This window comes from Natranaerofaba carboxydovora (genome assembly GCF_022539405.1).
Lineage (GTDB): Bacteria > Bacillota > Natranaerobiia > Natranaerobiales > Natranaerofabaceae > Natranaerofaba > Natranaerofaba carboxydovora.
On the sequence record NZ_CP054394.1, the window covers coordinates 276,202 to 289,731 of the forward strand.

At 38.7% G+C, this 13,530-nt stretch carries 8 protein-coding genes and 1 CRISPR repeat array (1 of these 9 only partly in view); of the genes, 3 read left to right on the forward strand and 5 right to left on the reverse strand.

Annotation, left to right across the window (positions count from 1 at the left end; translation table 11 throughout):
• A CRISPR array of direct repeats spans positions 1-1,958; the repeat unit is 30 nt; unit sequence GTCAGGAGCTTACCTTGAAGGGATTGAAAC; it begins 2,268 nt to the left of the window's first position.
• Positions 1,959-2,355: 397 nt separating this feature from the next.
• From ACONDI_RS01215 to ACONDI_RS01225, 3 genes are read left to right on the forward strand one after another with little or no spacing between them, the layout of a single operon-like run.
• Entirely contained in the window at positions 2,356-3,327 is a 972-nt protein-coding gene (locus ACONDI_RS01215; protein WP_241079682.1) for a TAXI family TRAP transporter solute-binding subunit, read from the forward strand.
• Between the two features lie 5 nt (positions 3,328-3,332).
• Positions 3,333-3,875, forward strand: coding sequence for a DUF1850 domain-containing protein (locus tag ACONDI_RS01220; protein WP_241079683.1), 543 nt, complete (start codon positions 3,333-3,335; stop codon positions 3,873-3,875).
• Between the two features lie 36 nt (positions 3,876-3,911).
• Entirely contained in the window at positions 3,912-5,897 is a 1,986-nt protein-coding gene (locus ACONDI_RS01225; protein WP_241079684.1) for a TRAP transporter permease, read from the forward strand.
• A 77-nt stretch (positions 5,898-5,974) separates the two neighbouring features.
• Here the strand turns inward: ACONDI_RS01225 and ACONDI_RS01230 are convergent, their stop codons facing one another.
• From ACONDI_RS01230 to nuoE, 5 genes are all read right to left on the reverse strand, one after another.
• Positions 5,975-6,931 (reverse strand): DNA-binding domain-containing protein, encoded by a 957-nt coding sequence (locus ACONDI_RS01230; protein ID WP_241079685.1) that lies wholly within the window; start codon positions 6,929-6,931, stop codon positions 5,975-5,977.
• Complete coding sequence (locus ACONDI_RS01235; protein WP_241079686.1) at positions 6,924-8,249, reverse strand: sensor histidine kinase; 1,326 nt, start codon at positions 8,247-8,249, stop codon at positions 6,924-6,926. The genes ACONDI_RS01230 and ACONDI_RS01235 overlap by 8 nt, the downstream gene beginning before the upstream one ends.
• Before the next feature lie 37 nt (positions 8,250-8,286).
• Positions 8,287-11,064: a formate dehydrogenase subunit alpha gene (gene fdhF / locus ACONDI_RS01240; RefSeq protein WP_241079687.1), complete on the reverse strand. Its 2,778-nt coding sequence runs from the start codon at positions 11,062-11,064 to the stop codon at positions 8,287-8,289.
• Positions 11,065-11,194: 130 nt separating this feature from the next.
• Complete coding sequence (locus tag ACONDI_RS01245; RefSeq protein WP_241079688.1) at positions 11,195-12,976, reverse strand: NADH-quinone oxidoreductase subunit NuoF; 1,782 nt, start codon at positions 12,974-12,976, stop codon at positions 11,195-11,197.
• Positions 12,973-13,497 (reverse strand): NADH-quinone oxidoreductase subunit NuoE, encoded by a 525-nt coding sequence (gene nuoE / locus ACONDI_RS01250; RefSeq protein ID WP_241079689.1) that lies wholly within the window; start codon positions 13,495-13,497, stop codon positions 12,973-12,975. The genes ACONDI_RS01245 and nuoE overlap by 4 nt, the downstream gene beginning before the upstream one ends.
• Positions 13,498-13,530: the final 33 nt, after the last annotated feature.

Sequence of the window (13,530 nt, forward strand, 5' to 3'; positions counted from 1 at the left end):
AGGAGCTTACCTTGAAGGGATTGAAACTAAATTATATTAAACGCCTGCGAAGTACACAGGCTAAGTCAGGAGCTTACCTTGAAGGGATTGAAACAGTGAGTTTGCGCAAGATGTTAAAGATGCAATGCCTGTCAGGAGCTTACCTTGAAGGGATTGAAACTGCTTTCAGATAAAAAGTATCATTGTCATAACACAGTCAGGAGCTTACCTTGAAGGGATTGAAACTTTTTATGCTACTTCATCTGGAGGCTATATTAACAAAGAGTCAGGAGCTTACCTTGAAGGGATTGAAACCAGAACAAGAATTTTACAGGCATAGAGCAAGGGGGGTCAGGAGCTTACCTTGAAGGGATTGAAACTGGTTTCCCTTTTTGATGGCTGTAACAGCTATAGCCGGTCAGGAGCTTACCTTGAAGGGATTGAAACTCCCGGCAGGCATGGGGAGAAAGAAAGTGCATGAAATGTCAGGAGCTTACCTTGAAGGGATTGAAACTAGTTACAGAAGTTGCGAGGACATATTGGAAGCAGCAAGTCAGGAGCTTACCTTGAAGGGATTGAAACGCAAAAGAATTTGCCATTGCAAATCCTGCACCTGCGTCAGGAGCTTACCTTGAAGGGATTGAAACTCTTCTTCTAGGTCTACATCATCACCTGCGGTATAAACGTCAGGAGCTTACCTTGAAGGGATTGAAACAGAAAAACTTGTATATACTTATCTCAGTTTACCTATACGTCAGGAGCTTACCTTGAAGGGATTGAAACCCATCAAAGACACCAAACCCTTCAATGTCTACACATGGTCAGGAGCTTACCTTGAAGGGATTGAAACTTATTAGCATTTAAGGCGACAAATAGCTTCGCCTGGTCAGGAGCTTACCTTGAAGGGATTGAAACCAAAAAAGGAAAGCCTTTCTAGTTCTCACAGCTACCGTCAGGAGCTTACCTTGAAGGGATTGAAACCCTGCTGCGTCTGTTACTCTATCTCTTAAATTACCTGGTCAGGAGCTTACCTTGAAGGGATTGAAACGAGATCTTATTTGAGGGAACTTTTGAGTTTGATGATAGTCAGGAGCTTACCTTGAAGGGATTGAAACACTGCTATGACAGCATTGCACGAAGAAGGTTTTAGGTCAGGAGCTTACCTTGAAGGGATTGAAACACAACTAAGGAGGGTCTAATATTTTAGAAGAGTACGTGTCAGGAGCTTACCTTGAAGGGATTGAAACGATGTTTGTATTGATGATTTTGCAGGGTATCTAAAGTCAGGAGCTTACCTTGAAGGGATTGAAACGCAGGAAGGAATGACGATCTTCCACGTTGTGAATCTTCGTCAGGAGCTTACCTTGAAGGGATTGAAACTTATGAAGGTGATTTAGAGATTGTAGAAGGTGAATAGTCAGGAGCTTACCTTGAAGGGATTGAAACTATGCAGGGTAGGTCTATTGTTAATCAGTTTGTTATTGTCAGGAGCTTACCTTGAAGGGATTGAAACACTTCAACTGCTGTTTCTTGACTTTCAAACATTGAAGTCAGGAGCTTACCTTGAAGGGATTGAAACCTATTTTTCATCTTTTCAACAACAAAAGATAAACCATGTCAGGAGCTTACCTTGAAGGGATTGAAACATTATCATGTTGGCAGAAAAAAGACAGAGTATTCACGTCAGGAGCTTACCTTGAAGGGATTGAAACCCCTGATCTATACAAAGAAATCCAAGAAACTAATCAAGTCAGGAGCTTACCTTGAAGGGATTGAAACAGGTTTTCATGGCCGATAATAAAGGCACTGTCAGATGGTCAGGAGCTTACCTTGAAGGGATTGAAACCACATATATGACAATAAGGGCAACGGGTTTTCAGTAGTCAGGAGCTTACCTTGAAGGGATTGAAACCTAAAAGACAGGTTTACGGTTTATACTTAGGTGGTAAGTCAGGAGCTTACCTTGAAGGGATTGAAACTAGATTTTATTCAAAATATCAAAACAAAAAGACACGTTAGGAGCTTACATAATGTGATTACAAATTAAAATTCCTAAATTTTTCACATTATCACATTAAATCACGGTATTAAGATAGCGGCCAAACCTACCGCTGTTTTGTTAAATGCTTTCAAATGAGCTAGATTAATATTGTTAGGAGTGGTTTAATAGGAGCCTCGGCAAAAGCCGAGGCTTTAATTTATGAAAGGCTAACCAAACTGTTAATTGCTGTAACCAAAATTTAATTAAATTAACTTCTGGGATTTTTTGTCCTAAATTGTCCTTTTTGGGTTCTCCTGCTTAAAATCAACTTACAATCAAGAAGTCTAACTTTATGTTGAGTTGTTAGATTGAAAATTCAAAGGGGGAATTAGGTCATGACTGGTAAGAAAAGTTTGGTTTTAGGTGTATTTTTGATTGCTATTTTGCTAACGGCTGCTTTTATTGGTGGATGCGGAGATGCCGCTGAAGATCGTTTGGTTCTTGCCACAGGAGGTACCGGAGGAGTATATTATCCGCTTGGTGGAGCAATGGCTAGTATCTGGAGTGAGGAAGTAGACGGAGTAGAAGCAAGTTCCGAATCAACAGGAGCTTCAGTTGAAAACGTTAACTTAGTAGATGCGCTAGAATCCGAATTGGCCCTAGTTCAAAACGACATTACTTACTATGCCTATAATGGAACTGAAATGTTTGAAGATGAAGAGCAAATGGAAGGTCTTAGAGGGATAGCTTCTCTTTATCCGGAAGAAATTCAAATTATTGCTGACGCAGACGCTGATGTAGAAACAGTAGAAGACTTGGAAGGAAAAAGAGTTGGAGTTGGAGATAGCGGAAGTGGAACAGAGGCAAATGCTAGACAGATATTAGAAATGCACGATATCACTTATGATGATATTGAAGAGGACTATCTAGATTTTGATGAAGCTGCAGATAATATCAGGGACGGGCATGCTGATGCTGCATTTGTTACTGGTGGTGTGCCTACAGGAAGTGTTACTGACCTTGCTACGACTACAGATATTGATATTGTAGGAATTGAACAAGATAAAATTGATGATATAACAGATGAGTGGGAATATTACGCTGAGACAACAATTCCAGCAGACAGTTACTCAGGACAAGAGGAAGATGTACAGTCAGTAGCAGTAATGGCAATGATGATAGCTCATGAGAGCCTTGATGAAGATGCTGTTTACGAAATGACAAAAGCGCTTTTCGAAAATACAGATGCCCTTGAAGATTCGCATGATAGGGGAGGAGAAGTAGAATTAGATGATGCATTAGAAGGGATGCCTATTGAGCTGCACCCTGGTGCAGAGAGATATTTTGAAGAAGAAGGTATAAATTAATTCTTATGAAGAGAGATAGCAGTAATTCGGGCGGGTGTAGTTTTCCCCGCCCGTCAATTTTAACAATGAACAAAAAAGTTTTATTAGCTGCAGCAGCAGTAATTATAATATTAACTATCGTAGGAATTGTCATTCACCCTCCCGTATATGGGCTGGAAATAGTGAATCAGGACAAAGAAACTTTAAAAAGGATTAGTGATGTTAATTATTTTAGGATGTCTCACACTCATTCTGTGATGAAGTCTGAAGTTAGAGATTACTATCAGATTGAGAGTAATAAGCTAATCAAACAAACAAAAACAAAATATAAATCTGAAGGAGCAGGCCTGCCCTTTGATGGGGTTGGTGAGTTTAGAAGAGAAGATGGATGGTTTGTTAGAGATGAAATGAATAAAGATATAAAATCGTTAAGGGTGAGAGTGGGAAGGGAAGCTGGTCACACTTTGTTTGTAGATGACAAGAAGATTATTTTGGATGAACTTGAATCACCAGGAAAACCCCTGGAGTTTAAACCAAAGATAGTTTTATTTTCTCTAATATGGTTGTAGTACAAAATACTGTATATAATACGAGGAGGTGAGCGAATGGACTATGAGCAAAATCAGCAAAATGATCAAAATGAGCAAAACGAGCAAATCGTTACAAAAAATGCAGTAAAACACCAGGAGCCTGAAGAAGAGTCGAAAATAAGGGATGTAAAAGGTTTAGCCGGGAAAATAATCTTTTTGCTTGCTGTTATAATGTCGTTATTTCACTTTTATACTGCCGGATTTGGTATTTTGGTTGCTCATCACCAAAGAGCGGTTCATCTTGGTTTTGTATTTGCTCTTGGTTTTTTGTTATATCCAGCAACACAAAGAGCGTCTAAACAGCGAATTCCATGGTATGACTGGATTCTTGCCGGTGCTGGTGTGATGGTTAATAGTTATATAATAATATTTTATGATGAAATTGTTAGAAGAGGTGGTCTCCCAACTGACCTTGATATGGTCATGGGGGTTATTGCTATATTGCTTGTTCTAGAGCTAACGAGGAGAGCAATAGGATGGCCATTAGTAATTATTGCTTCGACAGCACTATTATATGGATATTTAGGTTATATGATCCCAGGTGACTTAGGACATGTTGGATATAGTGTTCATCGATTAGTCAATCAGATGTTTATGACAACAGAAGGGATATACGGGATACCAATAGGGGTTTCTGCAACATTTGTGTTTGCTTTTATTTTATTTGGAGCATTTTTAGAGAAAACAGGAGTTGGGCAGTTCTTCATAGATCTTGCTTTTTCGGTTGCAGGTACTATGAGGGGAGGACCGGCAAAGGGTGCGGTTCTTGCCAGTGGATTTATGGGTTCGATCTCAGGAAGTTCAATTGCAAATACGGTTACAACAGGTGCATTTACAATACCCCTTATGAAACGCATAGGGTATAAGCCAACCTTTGCCGGTGCAGTTGAAGCTTCTGCCTCAACTGGTGGGCAGATCTTGCCACCTATTATGGGGGCGGCTGCTTTTATAATGGCAGAGTTCACAGGGATACCTTATGTTAGGATTATCCTAGCAGCTCTTATACCGGCACTGATTTATTATTTGGGTGTACTTACAATGGTGCACCTTGAAGCGGTTAAACAAGGGTTAAAAGGTTTACCAAGGGCTGAACTTCCCTCTTTTAAGGGTGTTATGAAAGACGGATTTCATCTGCTTGCGCCTTTGGTAGCTATTATTGTTTTACTTGTGCAGGGGATGACTCCTTTAAGAGCGGCTTTTTTTGCAATAATACTGGCAGTAGTGGCCTGTGTTATACGCAAACATACCCGGGTAAGTTTGTGGGATATTATTGAAGCCTTTGAGGTAGGTGCCAAAAAGGCAGTTAGTGTTGCAACAGCTTGTGCTTGTGCAGGAATTATAGTTGGTGTTGTTACCCTTACAGGTCTTGGCCTTGCTTTTGCAGGGGCTATTGTAAGTATTGCAGGAGGTTATCTGTTGCCTACTTTGATACTGACAATGATAGCTTCTTTGATTTTGGGGCTTGGGCTGCCTACTACGGCGAAATATATTATTCTTGCTACAATGGCAGCACCTGCGCTTACCGCTTTAGATGTTAATTTGTTAGCAGCACACCTTTTTGTTCTTTATTGTGGTGTTGATGCTGATGTGACACCACCGGTAGGTCTTGCTGCTTACGCTGGTGCAGGAATTGCAGGTGGTAATGCATTTGTCACGGGGATAAATGCATTAAAGCTTGGGATAGCCGGCTTTATCATTCCGATTGTATTTGCAGTAGATCACACTCTGTTGTTTATAGATGCTACTGCTCCTGGTATGGCCCTTGCAATTATTACAGCATGTATTGGGGTTGTAGGATTAAGCGGTGCTGTGATGGGTTATATGATAACACATGCCAAAATACACGATAGGATTTTAATGCTATTTTCTGCCTTGACTTTATTAGTACCAGGGTTGTTATCGGACTTTGGTGGGCTAATATTTTTTGGGATGGCACTCTTGATTCAATATAGAAGGCAAAAGTATGAAAAAACTTTAGAAGACCAATCAGTTAGTGCATAATGAATTGATGATTTGTTAAAAGATTAATCGAGATTTTTTGGATCAGGCACTTGTATATTGCTTGGTCCATTCTTTTTTTATGAAAGTTGTTTTAATATATCATAATATAATCCTTCTAAAAACTTTTTGACGTTGACCCTTGCCGACACTTTTTCTCCAAGTGAAAGCTTTTTCATTGCATATCTTAGTTCATTGAAGTCAAAGAAATTATATGAAAAACGCTCGAATTTTGGATGATAAGGGTCTTCGGCTCCAAGGGCGGCCATATTTACAAATGCATATTCGATAGCTCGTCTTACTCTTCTTTCTACTGCTTCTTTAGACTTTGATAGGTTGTCAGATTTTGACAGGTCGTCATTTTTAGAATAGAGGTTTTTCGAGATTTTTTCATATAATCCTTTGAGATTTTGAAGTGTTTTTAGAACTTCATCTGTTTGTTGATTGAAAAGGATTTTCATGGCTTCCATAATATCTGCACTTCCTGCATGGTTGAAAATTCCTAATGAAACAAGGGTTTCCCTGGTATATTCTAAAATATGTTTTTCTGAGTTTTGACTAAAAAAAGGACTAATGTTGGAGCTGTAATTAGTGGGAGGTTCGTAAGAATTTCCGGTTATTGCAGTTTTGATATCGGAAACCATTTTTTGCAAATTTTTCTTTTCAAGTACTTTGTTTATAACAGATACTACTTCGTTTTTTTCGATAGGCTTGTTAATATAAAATTCTATCCCGGCAGTGTATGCTTTTTTAACTATCGATTTATCTGTAACTTGTGATAAAAGAATAAAATCACCCTCATAATTTTTCTCTTTGAGATTTTTTACAAGCTGTATTCCGTCAAGCTTTGGCATCAAAAAGTCAATTATAATTACATCGGCTTTTATTTCATGGAGCTCTTCCATTGCTTCTTTCCCATTATTGGCTTTTCCTATGATTTTTCCTAGTTGTTCTGTTTCGATTATTTTGGTTAGAGAATAGCATATGGTTTCGTCGTCATCGACAATATAAAATTTCCACTGGGGTTTGTTAGTCATTCTCCACACCCCCTACAACTTTTTTCGTATCAAAATAAAGGTTCATTGTAGTTCCTTCTCCTGGTGTAGTTTCTATCCTAATTAAACCACCAAGATATTCTAATAAATTATTTACATGAGTGAGACCTATTCCCGTGGAGTTGCAAATACCATTTGTTAGGGAATTTTTCTCTGTAAATCCCGGTTTGAAGACCATTTCTATTTTTTCTTGATCAATACCTTTTCCTGAGTCGGAAATTGAAATTTCTATCCAATTATTTTCGGTTTTATTACAGTTTATTTCAATTGTTCCCTTGTATTCAATTGCTTCAATAGAATTTGTTATCAAATTATTAATAATTGATGCAATCATAACCGGGTATCTTGGATTGAAGTTATAATTTATATTAGTTTTAAAATTAATTTTCTTATGTAGATTAAGAGAGTATTCATAATTGGCATTAACCAAGAGTTGAATTAATTCCAAAAAGCCGTCTGTCAAGGTGGGTGGATTTAATAGATTTTTGAGTCCTGAATTAATCCTTTCGTAGTCCTTTTTTATTTCATGAGCTTTAGTAGAGACCTCAAGAGCTTTTTCGGAGAACTCCTGGTTATCTTCTTGTTGTAATTGTTCGTACAAATCATAACCTTTTTTTGTTAAATTTTCAATATCAGCAATTGATTTTTGTATAAAATAAACTTCAGACTGAAGATTGCCAGTCATCTGTAATATTTCGGCTCGCTTTTCTCGTTCTACTTTATTTATGATATTAAGATTATGATGGTATAGAGATGAGTAAATTCCGGTGACAAAAAGCATTCTAAGAACACCAACAGTAAGTAAGCCGCCAAGATTGATATAAATAGGATGAACAAATAAGGGTTCTGAAATTAAAACTCCTCTTATTAGCCATTCCATTACATTGGAAGAAAAATCAAGGCCACCCATAATAATGCCCTGTTTTAAGGGTTGTCCATTGTATTGTCTTACTTTAAACAACAAAATCAATATACCAAAAATAAGATAATATAGTGCTCCTGGCAAATTTGAAATAAATATTGTATAAAGACTTAAATCTGAACTGATAGTTTGTGTCAATACACGGTAAAATAGAACAGCAGTAGACGATATAATAGACAATTTTACGATAGAAAAGTTAGTAAAATATAGACATATGAATGCAAAAGCTATTACACCCAGCCCGATTCGAAAATCGGTCATGAAAGGATGTACTCTTAGCTCAGCAAATATTACTACAGCAACTGTAGCAAGAAAAAGTAACTTAAAATTACTTAGATAACCAGGTCCCTTTAAAGGAAGGTTTATATTGTTCTCCAAATAAGAAGCCTCCTTCTGGTTATAGTACATCTATATTTTATATATTTTTTTTAAAATTAGCAAATCTTGCCTTCTCCACTCTAACAGCGCATGTCTTTAACTCCGGAATCTTGCATATAGGATCCTTAGCTTTGTTTGTGAGCCTGTTTGTAAGTGTTTCTGGGAAATGAAATGTCATAAAGATAGTGTCTTTTGGGATATGGTCTGTAACCTGGATTTTTGTTTCTACTTGGCCTCTTTTGGATGAGACTTTGACAATGTCTCCGTCTTGGATCTTTAGCTTTTTTGCATTCTCAGGATGTACCATAGCAAGCTCTTCGTCTCTTATCCATTTTAGTGCTTTGGATCTTCTAGACATACTCCCTGTGTGAAAGTGGTAGAGCCATCTTCCCGTCATAAGGGTAAGAGGATATTCTTTTGACGGGCTTTCATCAGGAGGTAGATATTTGACCATATGAAACCTACCTCTGCCCCGGTAGAATTGTTTTTTGTGTAAATATTTTGTTCCTGGATGAGAGGTATCATAGCAGGGCCACTGCAGGCCTCCTTCATTATCTAACCTATCATAGGTTATGCCACCATAGAGGGGGGCAAGGTCATTTATTTCTTCCATAATATTACCTGCCGATATATTTTTAATATCTTCTTCTGTCTTATTTGATAGTCCATTCCACTGAAGACCAAGTTTTTTTGCAAGAAGAAGTAATATCTCTTGATCTGATTTTGCACTTCCTGGAGGGTTAACAGCTTTTCTTACCCTTTGGACTCGTCTTTCTGTATTTACGAAAGTCCCTTCTTTCTCAGCAAAAGACGCAGCAGGCAAAACCACGTCAGCAAGCTTAGCAGTTTCTGTCAAAAAGATGTCCTGCACTACCAAAAAGTTAGTGTTTTCAAGGGATCTCTTAACTTCATCAGCATCAGGGTCACTTACAACAGGGTTTTCACCCATAATATAGAGACACTGGATTTTGTTTGTGCCAGCTTTTTCAATAATTTCTGTTACAGTTAGTCCCGGGTCTGGATTTAGCTCAAAATTCCAATAATCTTCAAACTTTCTTCTGACCTTGTCATTATCTACTGCCTGATAAGCTGGGAAGTAATTAGGCAGAGCTCCCATATCACAAGCACCTTGGACGTTATTCTGTCCTCTTAAAGGGGCTACACCGGCTCCTTCTTTTCCAACATTCCCTGTTAGAAGAGCAAGGTTTGCAATGCTAAAGACATTATAAGTTCCTGACGTATGCTGGGTGATTCCCATAGCATATACAAAGGTGGTTTTTTCACTTTGACCTATCATTTTTGCAGCTTCGTAGAGTTTTTCTTGTGGGATACCGGTGATTTCTTCAACCCTTTCTAGCGTGTATTCTTGGATTATATCAGTCCAGGCAGAGAAGCCTTCTGTACGTTCTTCTACGAAGTCTTTGTCATAAAGGTTTTCATTATATATTATCCTTGCTAATCCATTTAATAAGGCAACGTTACTGCCGGGCTTTAGATCGAGCCGCACATCCGCATAGTCTGCAAGCTCAATTCTTCTTGGGTCTATGACTATTAGTTTTTTGCCTCTTTTTTTGGCCTGTTTTATTCTGTAGCCTGTGACAGGGTGAGCTTCAGTGGTATTAGAGCCTATTACCAGGATGCAGTCAGTTTCTAAGATTTCATTTATGGAGTTTGTCATTGCGCCTGAGCCAAAGGCAGTGACAAGCCCTGCAACGGTAGAGCTATGACAAAGTCTTGCACAGTGATCAATGTGATTGGTCTTAAAGGCAGTTCGAAGAAGTTTTTGAAAAAGATAGTTCTCTTCGTTGGTTGCCTTGGCAGAGCTTAGACCTGCAATGGCGTTACTGCCTTCTTTTTGGTAAGCAGTTATAAACTTATCGGCTATTAGAGATAGAGCTTCATCCCAGCTTGCTTCTCTAAAGCTTTCTTCACCATTTTCATTTTTGTTATTTTCCCTTATTAGTGGTTTGGTTAGCCTATCTTCTGAATGGACAAAGTCCCAACCAAATTGGCCTTTGTTACATAGATGTCCCTGATTGAAGGCATCCTTTTCCCTTGAGACTCCAACTATCTCGCCGTCATGAACTTTTAGATACATTTGACAGCCTACACCGCAGTAGGGACAGGTGGTAAGAACTTTGTTTACTTCCCAGGGTCTAGACCTCCATTCCACGGATCTTTCGACCAGGGCACCAACCGGGCAAACATTAACGCACATGCCGCAGAAAGTACATGTTGTATTTTGAAGTTTATCATCAAAAGCAGAAGTAACTTTGGTATCAAAGCCCCTATCCATAAAGTCATAGACATAAGCGCCGTTAACTTCAGCACAAATATTAAAGCATTTGCCGCACAAAATGCATTTGCCATAATCCCTGAAGAAAAATGGGTTTGACCTGTCTATTAGATATTCTTTAGTATCACCAAGATAAGGTGTGTCTTCTATTTTGTACCTATAACATAAGTCCTGAAGCCTGCAGTCGCCGTTTCTTTCACAGGTTAGACACCGGAGGTCATGGTTTGCAAGAAGTAATCTTAAGATTTCTTTTCTTGCTTCAACTACCTGGTGTGATTCTGTTTGAATGTTCATGCCGTCTTCTACTGGCGTATGACAGGCAGGGTGAAGCTTTCTTCTGCCTTCTATCTCTACCACACACATCCTACATGTTCCAAGAATAGGAAGTCCTTCTTCATAGCATAGGGTAGGTACATGTATATTCTGTTTTTCAAGGGCTGTTAAGATGCTTTCTCCTTTTAGTGCTTTTAGCTCCTTGCCGTCTACGGTTATAGTTACTTCTTTTTGCTTTGTTTGCAAATCTCATTTCCTCCTTATACAATTTAAGTCCCTAAAGTAAGCCTTATGGAGGATTTTCTTAAATACCATAAGCGAACACTTGATTTGTACGGATTTAATAAATCGCAGTGAGCGTTGGTATTTAAGAAAATCAATGTGTGATTGCCCGGGAAGGACACTTCTCAATACATACCCGACACTTGGTACAGATCCCTGGATCTATTTCATGTGCTTCTTTTTTCTCACCTGTGATTGCCTCAACAGGGCAGTGTTTTTTACAGAGCTCGCACCCTATACATTTTTCAGGAATTATTTTAATACTGGTCAAATTTTTACAGACACCAGCTCTACAGTATTTTTGTTCTATATGTTCTATGTACTCATTCTCAAAATACCTAAGAGTACTAAGTACTGGGTTTGGAGCGGATTGACCAAGGCCGCAAAGGGAAGAGTTTATTACGTTTTTGCCAAGTCTTTCTAAGGTTTTAATGTCATCTCTTTGACCATTCCCATCAATTATTCTATTTAGTATTTCAAGCAGTCTTTTGGTGCCTTCACGGCAGGGGTTACATTTGCCGCAGGATTCACTCTGGGTGAAGTTTAGAAAAAATCTAGACAAATCAACCATACATGTTGCTTCGTCCATTACCACAAGGCCGCCAGATCCCATCATGGCACCAGCTTCTATCAAAGAGTCGTAATCTATTGACAGATCTAGCTGGTCTTTTGGCAAGCATCCTCCTGAAGGACCACCGATCTGTACTGCTTTGAACTCTTTGTCATCTTTGACGCCGCCTCCTATATCATAGATTATTTCCTTCAAAGAAATTCCCATAGGTACTTCGCATAATCCCGTATTATTGACTTTACCTGTTAGAGCAAAGACTTTTGTACCTTTGCTTTCTTTTGTTCCAAGGGAAGCAAATTCTTCGCCGCCTTTATTTATAACTATTGGGATATTGGCAAAAGTTTCTACGTTGTTAAGGATAGTAGGTGAATCATGAACTCCTTTTTCGGCAGGAAAGGGAGGTCTTGGCCTTGGCATACCTCTGTTGCCGTGAACACTTTCTATAAGGGCAGTTTCTTCACCGCAGACAAAAGCACCAGCACCTTGTTTTATTTTGATGTCAAAAAAGACTCCCGAGTTTAGGATATTATATCCAAGGTAACCTTTTTCTTTGGCATCTGAGATTGCTTCTTCTAATCTTTTGACAGCTAATGGGTATTCGGCTCTGACATAAATAAGGCCCATATCTGCCCCTACTGCTAAGCCGCCAATTATCATACCTTCAAGGACAGCATGAGGATCGCCCTCAAGAATACTCCTATCCATGAAGGCACCTGGGTCACCTTCGTCTGCGTTACAGACTACATACTTTTCCTGGTAGCCTTCCTTTAGACCGGTATTTTTCTCCCTGGTGTACTGCCACTTTAACCATGTAGGAAAGCCTCCACCGCCTCTGCCTCTTAGACTTGATTTTTTTAATTCCTCTATTATTTCTTCTGGTTTCATCTGAAGGCTTTTTTCTAAAGCCATATAGCCTCCCGATAAGATGTAATCTGATATGTTTTCTGGATCTATTAACCCACAGCGCTCTAGAACTAATCGTTTTTGCTTTTTATAAAAGTCAATTTCTTCTCTTTTTGTCGCTAATTTATCATCATGAGGGTCTTTGTAAAGCAGTTCTTTCACAATGTTACTATTCTTCAGATGTTCTCTAACGATTTTTCTTGCACCCTCTTCATCAACTTCACAGTAAAATGTATCATCGGGTATTACAAGTGGGCCCATTTCACAAAAACCCTGACAGCCGGTATATATAACATCATATTTATCTAACCCTTGATTATCTAACTCTTCTTTAATTGCTTCTCCTACATTTTCTGAGCCGGATGATATACATCCGGTTCCTGTGCAGACTAGAATTCTCATTTATTATCGCTTCCTTTATCATATTCGTCCAAAAGATCATTGACTTTATCAGTTGTCAGCTTTCCGTGGGTGTCATGATTAATGGTAGCAACCGGGGCAAGGCCGCAGGCTCCGATGCAGGAGACAGCATCTATAGTGAACTTACCGTCGGGAGTTGTTTCACCTGTTTCTATTTCTAGCTTATTTTGAAGTTTTTCCATTATTTGGCCTGCGCCTTTGACGTGGCATGCTGTGCCCATGCATACTCTAATGACATTTTCTCCTTTAGGTGTTAGGTGAAACTGGGAATAAAAAGTTACTACTCCCATAACTTTGGCTAAAGAAAGATTCATTTCATTAGCAATCATCTCTAGCCTGTCTCTTGATAGGTACCCTTCTTCTTCCTGTATTTTTTGAAGTAGGGGGATTAGTCCGCCTTGATCTTCTTTGTATTCATCGATCAGTTTTCTAATCTTATTTTCTTCTAGATTATTTGCTTGAACTTTTGTATCTATTCTTTTTGCAGTGTTAGTCTTTTTCAAGTTATTGACACCCCTTTTTAATTATTATATGGT